Raw genomic sequence first — 18,990 nt, forward strand, 5'->3', positions numbered from 1 at the left:
TCCGGCTGAGGGCGTCGGCGGCGGCAGCGGGCCCGTGAGGTGCGGCTCCGTGACCCGCCCGCCGCGATCCGGCCGAAGCGGGTCACGGGCGAACACCCCCTTGGAGTCCGCATGAGCTCACCCACCCGACGCACCGTCCTGCGCGGCCTCGCGCTCGCCGCCGCCGCGGCGAGCGCCGCGCCCCTGCCCGCCTTCGCCTCCTCCGCGTCCGCCGCCTCCGCCCCCGGCGGGTACGTCCCGCCGCTGCGTCAGATGCGCGGCATGTGGATCGCCTCGGTGGTCAACATCAACTGGCCGTCCAAGCCCGGGCTGACCGTCGAGCAGCAGAAGGCCGAGTACCTCGCCTGGCTGGACCTGGCCCAGGCCCGCAAGCTCAACTCGGTGTTCGTGCAGATCCGGCCGACGGCCGACGCCTTCTGGCCCTCGCCGTACGAGCCGTGGTCGCAGTACCTGACCGGGACCCAGGGGCAGGACCCCGGCTACGACCCGCTGGCCTTCCTGGTGGAGGAGACCCACCGGCGCGGCCTGACCTTCCACGCGTGGTTCAACCCCTACCGGGTGTCGATGCAGGCCGACCCGGCCAAGCTCCACCCCGACCACCCGGGCCGCAAGCACCCCGACTGGATCATCCCCTACGGCGGCAAGCTCTACTACAACCCCGGCCTGCCCGAGGTCCGCGCGTTCGTGCAGGACGCCATGATGGACGCGGTCACCCGCTACGACATCGACGGCCTGCACTTCGACGACTACTTCTACCCGGTCAACACCACCGCCTTCGACGACGCCGCCGCCTTCGCGAAGTACGGCCAGGGCTTCCCCGACCTGGCGGCCTGGCGGCGCAACAACGTCGACCTGCTGGTCTCGGAGATGCAGAAGCGCGTGCTGAGCGCCAAGCCCGAGGTCGCCTGGGGCATCAGCCCCTCGGGCATCTGGCGTAACAGGTCCACCGACCCGCTGGGCTCGGACACGGCCGGCGGGCAGTCCTACGACAACCTGCACGCCGACACCCGCGGCTGGGTCAAGAAGGGCTGGCTCGACTACATCGCCCCGCAGATCTACTGGTACATCGGCCAGTCGAACGCCGACTACGCCAAGCTCGTCCCCTGGTGGTCCGACGTGGCCGCGGGCACCGGCACCGAGCTGTGGATCGGCCAGGCGGCCTACAAGGCGGGCGCCGCCGGCCAGCCGGCCGAGTGGTTCCGCCCTGACGAGCTCTCCAACCACCTGACCCTGAACCGCAGCCACCCCGAGGTGGGCGGCGACATCTGGTACAACTCCGCCGACGTGCGCGAGGACCGGATCGGCTCGATCACCCAGACCGTGGCCGCCCACTACACCCGCCCCGCGCTTCCCCCGCTGCTGCCCAGGCTCGCGCACGGCAGGGCCCCGGAGCGCCCGGTGCTCGTCTGGGCCAAGGAGGAGGCCGACGGCGTCGAGCTGCGCATCCAGGCCAGGGGCCACCGGGTGCCGTTCCAGTACGCGATCTTCCGGCTCGACCGCCCGGCCCGGCCCGGGGACTTCGACGACGCCCGCAACCTGGTCGCGCTCGTCCCGGCCACCGGCAAGCAGGTGAGCTGGGTGGACGCCGAGGGCGGCCGGAACGCCCACTACTACGTCACGGCCGTCGACCGGGTCAGCCGGCAGAGCGCGCCGAGCGACGTCCGCCGCGTGCACTGAGCCCCGGCCGGGGTCCCCGAGGGGACCCCGGGGGGACGCCGCGAGACGCCTCCGTGCCCGTCAGCGTCGCCGGGCACGGAGGATCGGCGCCGCCGTTCCGGGTCGTACGGCCGGGCGCAAAAGGCCGTTCTGGCCGTACGGCCGGGCACGGAGGGCCGGCGTCGCCGTTCCCGGTCGTGCGGCGGGAACGGTGGGCCGGCGCCTCGGGGCCCGGCCGTGCGGCCGGCGCGGTGGATCAGCGCCGCCGCGCCCGCCCGCGGCGGACCAGCACCGCGCCGCCGAGAAGGGCCAGCCCCGCCGCGACGGCCACGCCGTACGGCGCCGGCCACCCGGACCCGGACCCCACGCCGGACTCGACGGACGCGGTGGTCACCGCGGCCCCGGCGTCACCGGTGCCGGACGCCCCCGCGGTCCGGCCGGGCGGCGCCGCCGCGGGAGAGGCGGACGGGGTGGCGGGGCCGCCGGTGGAGCGGGCGGGCGGGGCGATCCCGGACGGCGGGATCCCCGGCGGGCGGATGTCCCCCCAGTAGTCCTCCTGCGGCTCCTGGGTGTCGATGGCCCGCCGGAGGTCGGCGGGGACCGGCCTGACCTTCAGGCTCCCCGGAACGGTGACGGTGCCGATCTCATAGGGGGAGAACCAGCCCTGGACGGCCTCCACCTTCCAGGTGCCGCGCGGCAGGGACACCGCCACCGCGTAGTGGGCCGGCTCCCGCAGCTCCACCCCGGGGAAGTCGATGCTCTTCCTCCCCTGGGTGAACCTCAGCCCGACCTCGCCCAGATTCGCGCCCTCGTAGGGATGGGTGCCGTGCTGGAGCATCCAGAGCCCCATCACGTAGGAGGCCTGCGGGCGGATGTCCTCGGGGACCGGGTCCAGGTAGGTGACGGCCCAGCCGCCCGCGCGGGCGGGGGCCGCGAACGCCGGCACGGGCGCGAGGAGCAGCGCCGCGACGATCAGTATTCGCTTCATGCCTCAGATACCCCCGCCGGCCCGGAGAGGTTCCCGCGCGGCCGGTGTCTCCCGCGCCGCTTCGCGCGGGTCAGACGGACGCGGCGGACAGGATCACGTCCACCAGCCTGTCCGCCGCGTCCGGCCTCCCGTGCGCCCTGGCCCGCCGTGCCATCGCCGCCCGCCGGGCCGGGTCGGTCAGGAGCGGGCCCACCGCCTCGCGCAGGGCGGCCGCCGTGACCTCACCGGTCAACGCCACCGCGGCCCCGGCATCCTCCAGGTGTCGGGCGTTGTGCGCCTGCTCGTTACCGGCCGACGTCGCGAGCGGGACGAACACCGCCGGCTTGCCGAGCGCGGTCAGTTCGGCCAGCGTCCCGGCGCCGCTGCGGGAGATCACCAGGTCGGCCAGGGCCAGCACGTCCGGCAGCTCCGGTCCGACGAACCCGGTCAGGTGGTAGCGGCCGGCCGCCTCCGGAGGAAGGGCCGCCGCGCTCCGCCGCAGCGCGTCGACGTGCGCGGAACCGCATTGATGGATCACGTTCGCCCGCTGCAGCAGCCACGGCAGCGCGTCACGGACCACGTCGTTGATCTGCTGGGAGCCCTGGGCGCCGCCCGTGACGTACACGGTCGGCAGGCGCCGGTCGAAGCCCCGCAGTCCCAGCGCCCCGACCGCCCTGCCCGCGTCCCCCGACAGCACCTCGGGACGGACCGGGTTGCCCGTGACGACCCCGAGGGCGCGCACCCCCTCCGGCAGCAGCGGCAGCGACGAGTCCGATGACAGGGCGATGCGCGTCGCCCGCCGCGCGAGCCTGCGGTTGGCCAGTCCCAGCCGCACCGTCTGCTCGTGCAGCACCAGCGGCCGCCGGCACATGCGGGCCGCCAGCCCCGCCGGGACCGCGACGTACCCCCCGGTCGCCAGGACGACGTCCGGCTGGAAGCCCGCGATCACCCTCCTGGCCTGCATGACTCCGAGCGGCACGCGCGCCATGTCCCGGATGTTCGCCGGGGACAGCAGCTTCAGCGGATTGCTCGACCGGCGGATCTTGCCCGTGGCGACCGTCGTGAACGCGATCCCCTCGGCCGGAGCGACCCGTGCCTCCAGCCCCTCCCCGGTGCCGATCCACAGGACGTCCAGCGATCCGCCGTCCGCCGCGAGACGGTCCCGCAGCGTGCGGATCGCGGTCAGGGCCGGATACGTGTGTCCGCCCGTGCCTCCCCCCGAGACGATCAGCCGGAAGGGACGTGAGAGACGAGGAGCGTTGGTCATCGGATGACCCTACTGGCTGCCCGCGCCGCGGAGTGACGGCGGCGGGACGGCGGCGGTGTGCCGGCGGGACGGCGCGGCGACGGCGACGGTGACGGCACGGTGGCGGTGGCGGACGGCGGCGGTGAGGCGGGCCCCGCCCCGCCGAGGTCCCCGGAAGGCTCAGCCGATCAGGCGGCGGTGGGCGGCGAGCGGGTCGGGGACGGCGCCCGGAGCGGCCGCGTGCAGCGCGAGGGCGGCGGCTCCGGCGGCGCTGTCGCGGGCGGTGACCACGGTTCCGGTCAGTCCGGCGCGCACCTTCCCGGCGAGCAGCGTGGGCTCGGTGAGCAGCGATCCGGCCAGCACCAGCGGGCCCGAGAAGGGGCCCAGCGCCCCCGCGGTGGCGGTCAGCCGCCGGGCGGCCTCGTCCAGGATCGCCGTGGCCGCGGCGTCGCCGTTCCGGGCGGCCTCCTCCACGGCCGGCGCCAGACGCGCGAGCCACGCCGGGCCGGACTCGGCGATCCCGGCGTGGACCCGCCGCACGATCTCCTGCGCGGACGGCACCGGCTCAGCCGATCCCGGCCCCGGTCCGGCCTTCTCCGGTGATCCCGTCGGTCCCGGCCCCTCCGGCGCGTCGCCGGCGAAGCAGCCCAGCAGCGCGGTGGGCGCCGCCCGCCCGTCGACCGAGGCCAGCACCGCCTGTACGGCGCGCCGCCCGATCCACGTCCCCGAGCCCTCGTCGCCGAGCAGCCAGCCGTACCCGTCGGCCCGGCCGGTGACGCGCCGGTCGTCGATCCGGGCGGCCACCGCGCCGGTCCCGGCGATCAGGACCGCGCCGGACGCCTCCGCGGTCGCCCCGGCGAAGGCGACGAGCGCGTCGGAGACCACCGAGGGCCGTCCGGGCAGGCCGGCGGCCCGCCACGCCTCCGCGGTGACGGCCTCGGTCCGCTCGCGCGCCGAGTCCCCGCCGGCCAGGCCGAACACGCCGGCCGTCACCTCGCGGGGGTCGAGCCCCGCGAGCGCGGCCAGCAGCGCCCCGCGCAGGCTGCCGCCCGGGTCGGCGGCCGACAGGATGTTGGATCCCCCGCCGTATCCCCGCCCGGCGACCTCCCCGGTGACGGTCGCCACCACGCAGCGCGTGCTCGTCCCGCCGCCGTCAACGCCGATGACCAGTGCCGTCACGGAAGCTCCATCTGTAGCCAATCTTCTTACGGCTATATTGTCGTGAAAAAATCCTGCAAGGAGAAGACGTGCGGGTACTCGGTCTGATCTCGGGAACGTCTCACGACGGCATCGACAGCGCGGTGGTGGACTGGTCGCTGGACGGCGACGTGCTCACCGGGGTGGTGGAGCATGTCGGCGAGCGGCCCTACGACGACGCGCTGCGCGCCCGGATCGTCGCCGCGTTGCCGCCCCGCCCGGCCGACATGGGCGAGGTCTGCCGCCTCGACACCCTGATCGGCCAGGCGTTCGCCGACGCCGCCGCCGGCTGCGGGCCGGTCGATCTCGTCTGCTCGCACGGGCAGACGCTATACCACTGGGTGGAGGACGGACGGGTGCGCGGCACCCTCCAGCTCGGCCAGGCCGCCTGGATCGCCGAGCGGACCGGCGTCCCCGTGGTCTCCGACCTGCGTTCGCGCGACGTGAGCGCGGGAGGGCAGGGCGCCCCGCTGGTCTCCTCCTTCGACCTGTTGCTGCTGGCCGGGCTGCCCGGCCGCGGCGGCGCCCTCAACCTCGGCGGCATCGCCAACCTGACCGTCCGGGAGGCCGGCCTCGCCTACGACACCGGCCCGGCGTCGGCGCTGGTCGACGCGGCCGTCGCGGCGGCCACGGGCCTGCCGTACGACGAGGACGGGCGGCTCGCCGCGGCCGGGACGGTGCACGAGGGGCTGCTCGCCGAACTGCTGGTCGAGCCGTACTACCGGGCGGCGCCGCCCAAGAGCACCGGCAAGGAGCTGTTCCACCCCGGTTACCTCGACGCCGTCGCCGGGCCGTACGGCCTGGCCCTGCCCGACCTGGTGGCGACGCTGACCGCGCTGACCGCGGAGACCGCCGCCGCGGAGATCCGGCGGCACCGGCTCGGCATCGTCGTCGCCTCCGGCGGCGGGACGCGCAACCCGGTCATGATGGCCATGCTGCGCGAACGCGCCAGTGAGGCGCGGATCGTGCTCAGCGACGAGCTCGGCGTGCCGTCCGGCGCCAAGGAGGCGATCGCCTTCTCCTTCCTCGGCTGGCTGACCGCCCACGGCCTGCCCGGGACCGTCCCGGGCTGCACGGGCGCCTCGGGGCCGCGGGTGCTCGGCAGCGTCACCCCCGGCCGGGGCCCGCTGCGGCTGCCCGAGCCGCCGCCCCGGGCCCCCGCCCGCCTCCGCATGAGGACCGCTCCCGCGTGAAGGCCGCCTCCGCATGAGGACCGTCTCCGCGTGAAGACCGTGTGACGACCGCGACCGCGTGACGACCGCTTCCGTACGGCGGCCGGCTGCGTGCCACGGCCGGCCGCCGTACGGCGGTCCCGTCGCGCCGCCGGTCATTTGAGCGCGCCGGCCGTCAGCCCGGCGACGATGCGCCGCTGGAAGACGAGCACCAGCACGACCAGCGGGATCGTGACGAGCACGCCGGCGGCCATCTGGGTGCCGAACGGCGTGTCGAACTTGGCCGCGCCGCTGAACTGCGCGATCCGGACGGTCGCCGTCTGCCGGTCCTCGGCGTTGACCATGGTGACCGCGATGATGAACTCGTTCCAGGTCGCGATGAACGCCAGGATCGCCGTGGTGAAGACGCCGGGGGCGGCCAGCGGCAGCATCACCCGGCGGAACGCCGCCAGCGGCGTGCATCCGTCGATCATCGCCGCCTGCTCCAGCTCGTACGGCATCTGCCGGAAGAACGTGGTGAGGTTCCACACGGTCAGCGGCAGCGCGAACGACATACTCGGCACGATCATCGCCTGGTAGGTGTTGATCCAGCCGATCGAGGTGAACAGCTTCAGCAGCGGCACGATCAGCAGCGCGCCCGGGAACATCGACACCGCGATGATCAGCGCCAGGATGACGTTCTTGCCGCGGAAGGTCAGCCGGGCCAGCGCGTAGGCGGCCATGACGCCGATCAGCAGCGTGGCGGCGGTGGTCACCCCGGCGACGATGAGGCTGTTGAGCAGCGCCCGGCCGAACCCCAGACCGGGGTCGAAGACCGCCGAGTAGCTCTCCAGCGACCACGGGGTGGGCACCGGTGACTTGTCGTAGATGTCGCTGGTGCGGCGGAAGCTGGAGACGATCATCCAGTAGAACGGCACCAGGCAGTACAGCGCGATGCCGATCATGCCGCCGTCGCGCAGGGCGCCGCGCACGTCAGGACTCCTTCCTTCGGGCTCGCACGTCGCTCAGCAGGTCGGCGCCGAGCAGCCGGACGAAGACGAACGCGATCAGGGCGATGTAGCAGAACAGCGCCGTGCCGTACGCCGAGGCGGGCCCGTAGTGCACGCGCGTCGCCTCGTCCCAGACCAGCGCGGACAGCGTCTCCACGGAGTGCTTGCGCGGTCCGATCAGCACGTACGGCAGGTCGAAGATGCGCAGCGCGTCCATCATGCGGAACAGCACCGCCACCAGCAGGGCGGGTCTGACCAGGGGGAGCGTGATCCGCCAGAACGTCTGCCGGGCCGAGGCCCCGTCCACCCGGGCCGCCTCGTAGACGTCGCCGGGGATGATCTGCAGTCCGGCCAGGACCAGCAGCCCGACGAAGGGCGCGGTCTTCCAGGTGTCGGCGACGATCACGACGAGCTTGGCGTAGACCCCCTCGGCGGTCCACAGGATGTCGGTGCCGAGGAGCGCGTTGGCGACGCCGTCCGTCTGGAAGATCCACCGCCACATGAGGCCGGAGACCGCGGTGGGCACCGCCCACGGCACCAGGATGCTGGCCCGCAGGATCGCCCGGCCGCGCAGCGCCCGGTGCATCACCAGGGCCATGGCGACGCCGAGGACGACCTCCAGCGAGACGGTGGCCACGGTGAAGAGCGTGGTGTTGAACATCGCGTTCAGGAAACGCCCGTCCAGCACGCCCGCGTAGTTGGCCAGTCCGGTGAACCGCTCGCCTTTGATCACGAATCCGTCGGCGTCCAGCGTCTCGCCGCTGGTGTAGAACGACTCCCGCGCCGCGGCGAGCAGCGGGTAGAGCACCACCAGGGCCAGCACGGCCAGGGTGGGGGACAGCATCAGCGCCGCGGTCCAGGACCGGCCGTCGCGTACGGCGCGCTCGGGTCCGCCGGACCGCCGGACGGGCCCGGGGCGCCGCTTCGTGGTGACCGTGGCCACCGCTCACCTCCTGCTGAGGTCGGGGGGTGCTTGCCAGGGGCGGACGCGGCGGGCGCCGTCTTCCGGAAGGTCCTCTTCCAGAGGAACGACACCGTTCTCCGGAAAACCGGAGCCGTTTCCCGGAAGACCGGCTCCGTCCTCCGGCGGGCGGGCGCCCGCCGCGTCCGGTGGTTCACTTCAGCAGGCCGGTCAGCGCGGTCTGCAGCTCGGTCAGCGCCTGGTCGGCCGGCTTGGTCCCGGAGACCACGGCGTAGGCCGACTCCTGGATGGCGGCGGTGACGTCGCCGTACCTGACGGCCTTCGGCCGCGGCTTGGCGGCGAGGATGCCGTCCTTCAGGGCGGGCAGGTAGGGGTACTTCTTGATCAGCGCGGGGTCGTCGTAGAGCGAGGCGCGGGCCAGCGGGGTGGAGCTGATCAGCGCGAACTCCTTCTCCTGCTCGGCCGAGGTGAGGAAGGCGATGAAGTCCTTCGCCGTCTCCTTGTGCTTCGAGAAGGAGGAGATCGCGAGGTTGTTGCCGCCGAGGGTGCCGGCGCCGGGGCCGTTCAGGCCCGGCAGCGGCGCGACGTCGAACTTCCCGGCGACCTTGCTGGAGCCGTCGGTCTTGCCGGACAGCTCGTACATGTAGGCCCAGTTGCGGTAGAAGAGCAGCTTGCCCTCCTGGAAGGCGTTGCGGCCCTCCTCCTCCTTGTAGGTGATCGCCTCCTTGGGGATCATGCCGCTCTTGAAGCCGTCGGCGATGAAGGTGGCGCCGGCCCTGGCGCCCTCGCTGTCCAGGGAGGGCTTGCCGGACGCGTCGAGGAACTCCCCGCCCGCGGAGTTGACCGCCTCGGAGAAGTTGACGGTGAGGCCCTCGTACTTGTCGAACTGGCCGCCGTAGCAGCTCATGCCCTTCTGCTTCGGCAGCACCCTGTCGCAGATCGTCTTCATCTCCGCCCAGGTCTTCGGGGGCTCGGAGACGAGGTCCTTGCGGTAGTAGAGCAGGCCGGTGCCGGTGTACATCGGCATCGCGTACAGCTTGTCGCGGTACTTGCCGGTGTCGACCGCGGGCGGCAGGAAGCCGGAGACGTCGAACTCGTCGGCCGGCAGCTCGTCGACCCACCGGTTGGCGGCGAACTCGGCGGTCCACACCGCGTCGATGAGGACGATGTCCAACGAGTCCGACGCGGTCTGGGCGTTCTGGATCAGCTTGCGGCGCTGCTCGTCGGCGCTCTCCGGAAGCAGGACGGAGGTCACCTTCTCGCCGGGGTGCGCGGTGTTCCAGGTGGCGATGGCCTTCTCGGTGGCCTCGGCCTCCAGCTTGCCGCTGGCGAAGGTGATCGGCCCGCGCCCGCCGTCGGCCTGCGGCGCCGCCGCGTCACCGGAGCCGCCGCCGGACCCGCCGGATCCGCCGTCGGAGCCGCAGGCGGCCGTGCCGCCCAGGACGGTGACCAGCGTCAGGCCGAGCACCAGTTTCTTAGCCTGCATATGAGCTTCCTTCCAGGGTGACGGTTTCTCCGGTGAGCCGGGAGCGTTCGGCGGCCCAGGCGATGAGGTGGCTGTGCAGGCTCTCCCCGGGCGAGGACAGCACCCGGCCGGGGTCGCGGGTGCGGACCGCGTCCAGGAACGCCTCGACGAGGCCCCGGTCGCCGCCGCCGTGCCCGTCCGAGGCCGACGCGCCGCCCTCCGGGACGGTCTCGATCGTCTCGGTGGCGCCGGTGACGAAGTCGTGGAGGGTGATCCGGGCCCCGTCGCCCTCGATCGAGCCGTGGGTGCCGAAGACCCGCGTCTGACGGAAGTCCAGGGGGGTGAAGGCGGTCATGGTGAACGCCGCGGTCGCGCCGCCGTCGAACTCCAGGTTCACCACCTGGTGGTCGACCACGTCGTTGTCGCAGGCGTAGACGCAGCGGCCGTAGGGGCCGGTCCGCAGCGCCTCGGTGACGCCCTCCGTCGTGACGTCCTCGGTGAGCACCCGCAGCGGCCACTTCTCCCAGGAGGGGTCGCCCACCATGGGTAGGTAGGTGCGCGGCGCCGAGTAGGGGCAGCCCGGCTCGACCGGGCAGTCGAGGCAGCGGTCCGCGGCGCCCTCGGGGCGGTTCCCCGCGTGGAAGTGGGCGAGGCCGCCGAAGGAGGAGACCCGCCTGACCCGCCTGCCGGTCAGGTGGACCAGCCAGTCGAGGTCGTGGCACGACTTGGCGAGCAGCATGAACGTCGACTCGTCGCTGCGCCGCCAGTTGCCCCGGACGTAGGAGTGGGCCTGGTGCCACCAGCCGACCGGCTCCAGGTGCTGGACGCTGACGATCTCGCCGATCCGCCCGGAGTCGATGATCTCCTTCAGCGCCCTGCTGTAGGGCATGTAGCGCATGACGTGGCAGACCGCGAAGATCGACGCCGAGCGTTCGGCCGCGTCGACGATCCGGCGGCAGTCGTCCTCGGAGACCGCCATGGGCTTCTCCAGGAGGATGTCGTAGCCGAGCTCGGCGAACCTCGTCGCCGGCTCGACGTGGTCGGCGTCCTGGGTGGTGATGACCACCGCGTCCGCCTGCCGGGGGAGCCGGGCCAGCTCCCGCCAGTCCTCGTACGGCACGGCCGCCGGGTGTTCGGCGGCGACCCGGGAACGGCGGGCGGCCACGGGATCGGCGACCGCCGCGATCTCCGCCCCGGCGGCTGCGGCGTGGCGGGCGTACACGGTCCCCCGGGAACCGGCGCCGACCAGGGCGAGGGTCACCGCTCGCGTCATGAGTCCTCCACTTATGTAACTCGTTGACGTATGTCGGCCGATGCTAGAATCACTGTCTATCGGGGTCAATGGGGTGATCTGGTAACATTTATGAAACGGAGTCTCGTAAGTGGCTGACATGCGTCCGGGGGACCCGTCCCTGCTTCGGCGGGTCAACACCCAGATCACGCTCCGGGCGCTGCGGAGACAGGGCGTCGCGACCCTCACCCAGCTGGGCCGCATCACCGGGCTCTCCCGGCAGACGGTCGAGACGGTGCTCGACGAGCTGGGCGGGCGCGGCTGGGTTCAGGAGACCCCGCCGGACGAGGGGGCGATGGGCCGCCCCGCGCGGCGTTTCCGGTTCCGCGCCGACGCCGGCTACGTGCTCGGCGTGGACATCGGGGCCAACAAGATCCTCGCGACGCTCGCCGACCTCAACGGTGAGGTCGTGGCCGTCGAACGGGTCGCGGTCGACGACGGGGCGCCGGCGCCCGAGCGGCTGGCGCTGGCGGAGCGGACCGTCCTGGCCTGCGTCGACGGCGCCGGTGTGCCGAGGAGGCGGGTCTGGACGGTCGCCGCCGGCACCTCCGGCATCATCGACCGGTCCGGCCGGGTGTCGCTGTCCATCCTGCTGCCGGGCTGGACCGGGGTCGACCTGGCGGCCGTCGCCGGCCGCTGGCTGGACTGCCCGGGACTCGCCGAGAACGACGCCAACCTCGCCCTGCTCGCCGAACACTGGCGCGGCAGCGCCCAGCACGCCTCCGACGTCGTCTACCTGCTCGTCGGACACCGTACGGGAGCGGGTGTCCTCATCGCCGGGCGGCTGCACCGCGGCCGGAGCGGCGGGGCGGGCGAGATCGGCGCCCTGCGCCAGGTGGCCTGGGAGAGCGGGTCCGTCGAGCTGACCCGGGACGCCGCGGCCGACGAGGTCTTCGTGGCGGCCGGGGCCGGCGACCCCGGCGCGCTGCGGATGGTCGACCGCTTCGCCGCGAACCTCGCGGTGGGCGCCTCGGCGCTCGTCCTGGCGATCGATCCCGAGCTCGTGGTGGTCGGCGGCGGCTGCTCGCGCGCCGGAGACGTCCTGCTGACGCCGCTCCGCCGCCACCTCGACGAGCTGTGCCTCACCCCGCCACAGGTGGCGCTGTCCACCTTCGGCGACGAGAGCGTCGCGCTCGGCGCGGTCCGCCTCGCCCTGGACCACGTCGAGCGGGAGGTGCTCGGCCTGTAGGGGCCTTCGGCGGCGCCGCCTCACCCGGTACGCGGAGGCTCTCCGCCGGCCGGCGCCGCGGGCCTGACGGCGGGACAGCTCAGGGTGGCGCCGAACGGAAGATCGCGGATCTTCCCGCCGTCGCTTCCCGGTCCGCCCTGGACGAAAGAACCGACGACGACGTTGCCGTCGATGCCTGCCGGGTTCGTGTCGGTCAGGGTGGCACCCGGCGCGTAGATCGTCCCCTTGACGGTACCGCCCCGCCCGGGCGGCATGGTGATCGAGACGGCGTCCGGGAAGTCGAACAGGATGAAACGGGCCTGTTTCCCGCCGATCCCGGTGACGGCGGGCGGCACCCAGGTGAGGACGCCGTCCTCGGCCGAGGTGTCCACGACGACCAGCAGGGGCGAGGCCGCCGTCGGTCTGCGGGTGAAGACCAGACGGGTGATGGCCGCCAGGTTCCGGCCGGTGATCCGGATGACGTTGGTGGTGTTCCCCGCCAGGCTGATCCGCGCGGTTGAGCCCGGGGGGATCACCCCGCCGGGGAACGGCCGGCCGTTCCCGTCGCGCAGCACGACGTTGTTCTCGCACGCGGCCAGCTCCGCGGACCGCGCCCGGTAGGTCTCGAAGAGCCGCTGGAAGTCGAAGATCGTGGCCGGGCCCACCGAGGCGGCGGGCTGGCGGACGTTCAGCTCCATCCGCTTGGGATCCTCGTAGTCCCCCGTGGAGTTCACCCGCGTGTCGGCCGGCGCCTGGTTGTCGTCGGTGTCCATGACGACGGAGTCCACCAGGGAGCCGATCTTGACGTATCCCCGGGAGGGGACCGAGACGCGGCCGGTGGGGGTGCTCTGGTCGAAGGCGACCCGGCCGCCCACCACCAGCGCCGTCGGCCGGGCGTCGCCGTCGACGAGGTAGGAGCCGGCCGTGGCGAGGGCGACCCGGTAGTCGCCGGTCATGATGAGGTTCCCGCCGATCGCCAGCGTGCCCTCGTTCTCGTTGCTCGTCAGCGTGGCGTCCCCCTCCACCATGACGGTGAAGCCGTTGTTCCCGGCGATCGGGTTGATCGGTTCCATCGCCGAGGCGGGGGCGAGGGCGATGGCCCCCGCGCCGATGCCGCAGGCTCCCAGCCCCAGCCGGTACCTCAGAGCACGCATGAGTCCTCCGTACATGATCCATCTCTCCGGCCGAGTCTGGAGAGAGGAGCCGTGTCCCGCTCCGCGCCGCGCCGCGCGCCGGGCGTTCCTGGAGGGAGCCTGGTGCTCCTCTGTGAAAGATGTGACGTACGTCATGTTCGGGAGCCGTTCCCCAGGGCAGGGTCAAGCGACGTGATGGAGCGCGAAGGCCGGTGACGTGTGTCGTGGCGGCGCTCGGGGAGGACGTCCACCGGCCCGGTCCGGGCGGGAGACGGGGTCGCAGCGTGGCGACAGAATGGGGTCGGGGATGAAGATCATTGGAATCGCGGGTGGCCTGCGTCCGGGAGCGTACGTCGGAAGGCTGCTGGAGGCGTCCGGGCGCGAGCTGCCGGCCTCGGTGGGATTCGAGACGTGGGAGGGCCTGGAGGAGGTGCCGCCGTTCGAGGACGGCCCGCTCCCGGGCCCCGTGGAGGAGCTGTGCCGGGCGCTGTCCGCCGCGGACGGCGTGCTGATCGCCGCTCCGGCGCACAGCGACCTGCCTCCCCAGCTCCGTCACGCCCTCGACTGGGCGGCCTCCGGGCGCGGCGGCGCGGTCCTGGTGGACAAGCCGGTCGGCGTGGTGACCGCCTGCCTGCGCCCGTACGAGGCGATCTGGACGCAGATCGAGCTGCGCCGCGCCCTCGGCGCCGCGGGCGCCGTCGTGCACGGCGTGGACCTGCCGGTGCCGCCGGCCGCCGGCCGGTTCGACGAGGCCGGGCGGGTCGCCGACCCGGAGCTGCGTGACCGGCTCCGGCAGGTGCTGCGCCATCTGTGCGGCGCGCCGCAGGGCGCCACGGTGCCGCAGCCGTCCAAGCCCCTGGAGCAGTCCAGGACTCCGCAGCCGTCCGAGGCCCTCCGGCTCTCCAAGCCTTCGCAGGTTTCCAGGCCGTCGGCGATCGCCACCCGGATGGGGTGAGAGCCGCCGGTCCGACGCTCCGCCCGCCGTCCCCGCCCGGCCCGGGGGGCGGCGGGGGCCGGAGGCCCGGGTGTCAGAGGCCCGGGTGTCAGAGGCCCGGGTGTCAGAGGCCCGGGTGTCAGAGGCCCGGGTGTCAGAGGTCCGGGACGCCCGCGAGGTCGCGTTCGACGTCCAGGACGGTCCGGTGGAGATCCCGGGCGAACGCGCCGACCCGGTCGGGGCCGAACCTGGCCGAGGGGACGGCGATCGACAACGCCGCGACCGCGGCTCCCCGACCGTCGCGCACGGCGGCCCCGACGGCCGAGACCCCCTGCTCGGTCTCCTCGACGTTGAGGGCGTACCCGCGGGCCCGGACCTCGTCGAGCTCCCGCGTCAGCCTGGCGAGCTCCGCCTCCGTCAGGTCGGGGCAGACCTCCCCGAGCCGGTCCGCGGGCAGTACGGCGAGCAGCGCCTTGCCGCCCGACGCCCGGTGGGCGGGCAGGATCGAACCGCGGCGGTCGCCGACGTGCAGGATCTGCGGTGACTCCGCGCTCGACAGGAAGCGCACCTCCGCGCCCACCCGGATCATCAGGTTGACGGTCTCGTGGACCCGGCCGCAGAGCGCCTCCATGTGGGGCTGGGCGACCTCGCGCAGCCGCCGGAGGGCGGAGCCCCCGACGCCGCCGGCGGAGGAGAGGAACGGCCCCGGCAGGTAGGTGTGGTTCTCGTCCTGCACGGCGAAGTCGCGGTAGACCAGCATCGCCAGCAGCCGGTGCGCGGTCGAGCGGGCGATGCCCAGCTCCTTCGCGGCGTCGGTGACCTTGAGCCTCCCCTGGTCGCGCAGCATGTGCAGCAGGAGGAGCACGTTGTCGACGGAGCCCAGCGCGTACGCCGGCTTGTTCTTCATAGAAGAATGCTAGTGCGTCATGCAGAACAGGTCGATAGCTTGAGGCCATGAATCCAAGTGAGGACGCCGCCCTTGGGCGGCTCTACGCCGATTTCGAGGCCGAACACCTCCTCCCGCTGTGGACGCAGGTCGGCGACCTCATGCCCCCGCACCCCCGGCCCGAGGCCGAACCGCACGTGTGGGAGTGGAAGAGACTCCACCCGCTGGCCCGGCGCGCCGGCGACCTCGTGCCGGTGGGCCGCGGCGGGGAGCGCAGGGCCATCGCCCTGGCCAACCCCGGGCTGGGCGGCCGGCCGTACGCCACCCCGACGCTGTGGGCGGCGATCCAGTACCTCGGCCCGCGCGAGGTCGCCCCCGAGCACCGGCACACGCAGAACGCCTTCCGCTTCGTGGTGGAGGGCGAGGGGGTCTGGACGGTCGTGGACGGCGACCCCGTGGCGATGCGGCGGGGCGACTTCCTGCTCACCCCCGGCTGGCGCTTCCACGGCCACCACAACACCACCGACGAGCCGATGGCCTGGATCGACGGGCTGGACATCCCGTTCGTCCACTACACCGGCAGCTCGTTCTTCGAGTTCGGCCCGGAGCAGGTCACCGACACCTCGACGCCGCCGTTGTCCCGCTCCGAGCGCCTGTGGGGGCATCCGGGCCTGCGGCCGCTGTCCGGCCTGGACGCCAGGCCGCACTCGCCGATCGCCGCCTACCGCTGGGAGCACACCGACCGCGCGCTCGACGAGCAGCTCGCCCTGGAGGACGAGGGCCACGCCGTCACCGTCGAGCCGGGGCACGCGGCCGTCCGCTACACCAACCCCACCACCGGCGGCGACGTCATGCCGACCATCCGGGCCGAGTTCCACCGGCTCCGGCCGGGCACGCGCACCAGGACCCGGCGCGAGGTCGGCTCCTCGGTCTACCAGGTGTTCGACGGCGAGGGCACGGTGACGCTGGACGGCGTGGAGCACCGGCTCGGCCGAGGCGACCTCGTCGTGGTGCCCTCGTGGTCGGCGCTGACCGTGCGGGCCGACTCGCGGTTCGACCTGTTCCGCTTCAGCGACACCCCCGTCTTCGAGGCACTGCACCAGTTCAGGGAGGAGATCGGATGAGGCTCGCCACGCTGCGCCTGCCGGGCCGTACGGTGGCCGCGCGGATCGAGGGGGACCTGGCCGTGGAGCTGGACGCCGCCGACGTCGGCGAGCTGCTCGCCAGGCCCGGCTGGCGCGAGCTCGCCGCGGCCGGGGGAGGGGCGTCGCACCCGCTGTCCGGAGCCGGCTACGCGCCGGTGGTCCCGCGGCCGGGCAAGATCCTGTGCGTCGGACTGAACTACCGGACCCACATCCTGGAGATGGGCCGTGAACTGCCGCGGCACCCCACGATCTTCGCCAAGTTCCCCGAGGCGCTGGTCGGCCCGTACGACGACATCGTCCTGCCCGCCGTCTCGTCGGAGATGGACTGGGAGGCCGAGCTGGCCGTCGTGATCGGCGACACGGTACGGCACGCGAGCCCCGAGCGGGCGCGGGCCGCCATCGCCGGCTACTCCGTCCTCAACGACGTGACGGCCCGCGACTACCAGTACCGGACCGTGCAGTGGCTGCAGGGCAAGACCTTCGAGGCCACCACGCCGTTCGGCCCGGTCCTGGTCACCCCCGACGAGCTCGCCGGGGACCCGTGGCCGTCGTGCGAGATCTCCTGCGAGGTCGACGGGGAGACCGTGCAGCGGGCCGGCACCGCCGACCTGGTCTTCGGGCCCGCGGAGCTGGTCTCCTACCTGTCGGAGATCCTGACCCTGCGTCCCGGCGACGTCATCGCCACGGGGACCCCCGGCGGGGTGGGGCACGCCCGAGACCCGAAGCGTTACCTGGCCGGCGGAAGCCGGCTGGTCACCCGGATCGCCGGGATCGGCGAACTGGCCAACACGGCGCGCCGCGATGGCTGACGCCCGCGACCCCGGCGCCGGGAACCCCGGCGCAGAAGACCCCGGCGTTGAGGACCCCGGCGCGGGGAACCCCCGAACCGGGAACCGCGGAACCGGGGACCCCGGCGTCGGGACGGCCCTGGAGTGGGCCCGCCACGGCACGGTGTTCTTCACGGCCGCCCTGGACGCCGCCGACCTGGACCGGCCCACCCCGCTGCCGGGCTGGACCGGCCGCCACCTGGCGGCCCACGTCGCCTTCAACGCCAGGGCGCTGACCCGGCTCGTCCACTGGGCGCGCACGGGGGAGGAGACCCCGATGTACCCCGGCGGACCGGAGGCGCGCGACGCGGAGATCGCCGAGGGGGTCGCGCTGGAGCCCGCCGAGCTGCGGGGGCTGGTCGCCCGGACCGCGGCGGAGCTGGAGGGGGCGCTCACCGGGCTGTCGGACCTCCAGTGGCGGACGAGGGTCGTCACCGCCCAGGGCCGGACCGTCCCGGCGACCGAGATCCCGTGGATGCGGAGTCGCGAGGTGTGGGTGCACGCCGTCGACCTGGGCACGGGCGCGAGCTTCGACGACTTCCCCCCGGAGTTCGTGGACGCGCTGCTGACCGACGTGATGGAACTGCGACGCCGGCGCGGGCAGGAGCCCTCGCTCACCCTGGCGCCCGTCGGCCGCGACCGGACCTGGAGCGCGGGCGAGCCCTCACCGCCCCTCACCGCGCCGGCCGCGCGCCTCGCCGCCTGGCTGACCGGGCGCGGCGCCGCCCCGGGCGGGGCGCCGCGCGACCCGGGCCGCTGGCTCTAGGAGATCTGGGAGGAGTGGAAGTGCATGTGAAGCGTGCCGACGTGATCGTCGTCGGAGGCGGGATCGGCGGGCTGGCCGCCGCGTACGCCCAGGCCAGGGCCGGCCGCACCGTACGGCTGCTCGAACGGGCCGACGAGTTCGGCGAGGTCGGGGCCGGGCTGCAGCTCGGCCCCAACGCCACCCGCGTGCTGGCCGGCTGGGGCCTGCTGGACGAGGTCGCGGAGAAGGGGGTGCTGCCGAGGCGGCTGGTCTTCCGCGACGCGGTCAGCGGCGAGGAGCTCACCCACCTGGACCTCGGCGAGGGGTTCCTGCGGCGCTACCGCGGCCCCTATGTCGTCGTCCACCGCAGTGACCTGCACCGCGTCCTGCTCCAGGCGTGCGAGCGCGAGGGAGTGGACCTGATCAGGGGATGCCACGCGGAACGGGTGGAGCACCTGCCCGCGGGCGCGCGCGTCATCTGCGCCGACGGCTCGGCGTACGAGGGCGACGTGGTGCTGGGGGCCGACGGGCTGGGGTCGGGTCTGCGGGCGGGGTTCGTCGCCGACGGCCCGGTGGACTCCGGATTCGTCGCGCACCGGGGCACGGTGCCCGTCGCCGGCCTCGGCGTCAGCCTCGACGAGGTCGTCGCCTGGCTGGGCCCGGACTGCCATCTCGTGCAGTACCCGCTGCGCCGGGGCGCCCTGCTCAACCAGGTCGCGGTCTTCCGCGGCCCCGGCGACCCGGAGGCGGCCTTCGAACGGTGCTGCGACGAGGTGCGCGGCGCCCTGGCGCACCTGTGGCGCGACCGCCACTGGAACATGCTCGACCGGGAACCGGCGGACACCTGGGTCGACGGCAGGGTCGCGCTGGTCGGCGACGCCGCCCACCCGATGCTGCAGTATCTCGCCCAGGGCGCCTGCCAGGCGCTGGAGGACGCCCAGGTGCTGGCGGAGCAGTCGGCGGGGCACGCCGGCTCGTGGGACGACGCGCTCGCCGCCTACCAGAGGATCCGCGTCCCGCGCACGGCCCGGGTGCAGGCCACCGCCCGCGTCTGGGGCGACATCTGGCACGTCGACGGCCTGGGCCGGACGCTGCGGAACGAGCTGATGCGCACCCGCGACCCGTCCGACCACCGCTACACCGACTGGCTGTACGGCCTCTGACCGCGGAGCCTGAAGCAGAGGGGGTCCGGTCGCCGTCGACGGCGACCGGACCCCCTCTGCTTCAGGCTCCGCGGTCAGAGGCCG

General features: G+C 73.8%; 17 protein-coding genes. 8 read left to right on the plus strand and 9 right to left on the minus strand.

All coding sequences use genetic code 11. The features are described 5' to 3' along the window. The first annotated feature begins 111 nt into the window (after positions 1–111). Positions 112–1,677, plus strand: coding sequence for a glycoside hydrolase family 10 protein (locus tag ACFYSC_RS29220; protein WP_389968079.1), 1,566 nt, complete (start codon positions 112–114; stop codon positions 1,675–1,677). A gap of 235 nt (positions 1,678–1,912) precedes the next feature. Here ACFYSC_RS29220 and ACFYSC_RS29225 read toward each other — a convergent pair whose 3' ends face one another. The 3 genes from ACFYSC_RS29225 to ACFYSC_RS29235 form a co-directional block, all read right to left on the minus strand. Next, the gene (locus ACFYSC_RS29225) at positions 1,913–2,644 is read right to left on the minus strand and encodes a hypothetical protein (protein WP_389968081.1); all 732 of its coding nucleotides are present in this window, start codon (positions 2,642–2,644) and stop codon (positions 1,913–1,915) included. A 70-nt stretch (positions 2,645–2,714) separates the two neighbouring features. Then, a complete protein-coding gene (locus ACFYSC_RS29230) occupies positions 2,715–3,890 on the minus strand; it encodes a glycosyltransferase (RefSeq protein WP_389968083.1) in 1,176 nt (391 codons plus the stop codon). A 159-nt stretch (positions 3,891–4,049) separates the two neighbouring features. Beyond that, positions 4,050–5,048: an N-acetylglucosamine kinase gene (locus ACFYSC_RS29235; RefSeq protein WP_389968085.1), complete on the minus strand. Its 999-nt coding sequence runs from the start codon at positions 5,046–5,048 to the stop codon at positions 4,050–4,052. A 68-nt stretch (positions 5,049–5,116) separates the two neighbouring features. On the opposite strand from ACFYSC_RS29235, the gene ACFYSC_RS29240 reads away from it, so the two are divergent. Beyond that, positions 5,117–6,259 carry an anhydro-N-acetylmuramic acid kinase gene (locus ACFYSC_RS29240; protein WP_389968087.1) on the plus strand — a complete coding sequence of 381 codons (1,143 nt, stop codon included), beginning with the start codon at positions 5,117–5,119 and terminating at the stop codon, positions 6,257–6,259. A 134-nt stretch (positions 6,260–6,393) separates the two neighbouring features. Here the strand turns inward: ACFYSC_RS29240 and ACFYSC_RS29245 are convergent, their stop codons facing one another. From ACFYSC_RS29245 to ACFYSC_RS29260, 4 genes are all read right to left on the minus strand, one after another. Further along, a complete protein-coding gene (locus tag ACFYSC_RS29245) occupies positions 6,394–7,209 on the minus strand; it encodes a carbohydrate ABC transporter permease (RefSeq protein ID WP_389968089.1) in 816 nt (271 codons plus the stop codon). A gap of 1 nt (position 7,210) precedes the next feature. Further along, entirely contained in the window at positions 7,211–8,170 is a 960-nt protein-coding gene (locus ACFYSC_RS29250; protein ID WP_389968091.1) for a carbohydrate ABC transporter permease, read from the minus strand. A 172-nt stretch (positions 8,171–8,342) separates the two neighbouring features. Continuing rightward, positions 8,343–9,635 (minus strand): ABC transporter substrate-binding protein, encoded by a 1,293-nt coding sequence (locus ACFYSC_RS29255; RefSeq protein ID WP_389968093.1) that lies wholly within the window; start codon positions 9,633–9,635, stop codon positions 8,343–8,345. Beyond that, on the minus strand, positions 9,625–10,887 hold the full coding sequence (locus ACFYSC_RS29260; protein ID WP_389968095.1) for a Gfo/Idh/MocA family protein: 1,263 nt from the start codon (positions 10,885–10,887) through the stop codon (positions 9,625–9,627). Before ACFYSC_RS29260 ends, ACFYSC_RS29255 begins: the two co-directional genes overlap by 11 nt. A gap of 118 nt (positions 10,888–11,005) precedes the next feature. Here ACFYSC_RS29260 and ACFYSC_RS29265 point away from each other — a divergent pair, with 118 nt between their 5' ends. Then, positions 11,006–12,094 carry an ROK family protein gene (locus ACFYSC_RS29265; RefSeq protein WP_389968158.1) on the plus strand — a complete coding sequence of 363 codons (1,089 nt, stop codon included), beginning with the start codon at positions 11,006–11,008 and terminating at the stop codon, positions 12,092–12,094. 20 nt (positions 12,095–12,114) lie between these two features. Here ACFYSC_RS29265 and ACFYSC_RS29270 read toward each other — a convergent pair whose 3' ends face one another. Beyond that, positions 12,115–13,227, minus strand: coding sequence for a collagen-binding domain-containing protein (locus ACFYSC_RS29270; RefSeq protein WP_389968097.1), 1,113 nt, complete (start codon positions 13,225–13,227; stop codon positions 12,115–12,117). A gap of 286 nt (positions 13,228–13,513) precedes the next feature. Here ACFYSC_RS29270 and ACFYSC_RS29275 point away from each other — a divergent pair, with 286 nt between their 5' ends. Continuing rightward, the gene (locus tag ACFYSC_RS29275) at positions 13,514–14,161 is read left to right on the plus strand and encodes an NADPH-dependent FMN reductase (RefSeq protein ID WP_389968099.1); all 648 of its coding nucleotides are present in this window, start codon (positions 13,514–13,516) and stop codon (positions 14,159–14,161) included. Between the two features lie 133 nt (positions 14,162–14,294). Here the strand turns inward: ACFYSC_RS29275 and ACFYSC_RS29280 are convergent, their stop codons facing one another. After that, positions 14,295–15,047 carry an IclR family transcriptional regulator gene (locus ACFYSC_RS29280; protein WP_389968100.1) on the minus strand — a complete coding sequence of 251 codons (753 nt, stop codon included), beginning with the start codon at positions 15,045–15,047 and terminating at the stop codon, positions 14,295–14,297. Between the two features lie 47 nt (positions 15,048–15,094). On the opposite strand from ACFYSC_RS29280, the gene ACFYSC_RS29285 reads away from it, so the two are divergent. From ACFYSC_RS29285 to ACFYSC_RS29300, 4 genes are read left to right on the plus strand one after another with little or no spacing between them, the layout of a single operon-like run. Then, entirely contained in the window at positions 15,095–16,150 is a 1,056-nt protein-coding gene (locus ACFYSC_RS29285) for a cupin domain-containing protein (protein WP_389968102.1), read from the plus strand. Beyond that, positions 16,147–16,980: a fumarylacetoacetate hydrolase family protein gene (locus ACFYSC_RS29290; protein WP_389968104.1), complete on the plus strand. Its 834-nt coding sequence runs from the start codon at positions 16,147–16,149 to the stop codon at positions 16,978–16,980. The genes ACFYSC_RS29285 and ACFYSC_RS29290 overlap by 4 nt, the downstream gene beginning before the upstream one ends. Further along, a complete protein-coding gene (locus ACFYSC_RS29295; RefSeq protein WP_389968106.1) occupies positions 16,973–17,764 on the plus strand; it encodes a maleylpyruvate isomerase family mycothiol-dependent enzyme in 792 nt (263 codons plus the stop codon). The genes ACFYSC_RS29290 and ACFYSC_RS29295 overlap by 8 nt, the downstream gene beginning before the upstream one ends. A 20-nt stretch (positions 17,765–17,784) precedes the next feature. After that, positions 17,785–18,906 carry an FAD-dependent monooxygenase gene (locus tag ACFYSC_RS29300; RefSeq protein WP_389968108.1) on the plus strand — a complete coding sequence of 374 codons (1,122 nt, stop codon included), beginning with the start codon at positions 17,785–17,787 and terminating at the stop codon, positions 18,904–18,906. The last annotated feature ends 84 nt before the right edge of the window (positions 18,907–18,990 follow it).

Source organism: Streptosporangium sp. NPDC004379 (genome assembly GCF_042873875.1).
Taxonomy (GTDB): Bacteria; Actinomycetota; Actinomycetes; order Streptosporangiales; family Streptosporangiaceae; genus Streptosporangium.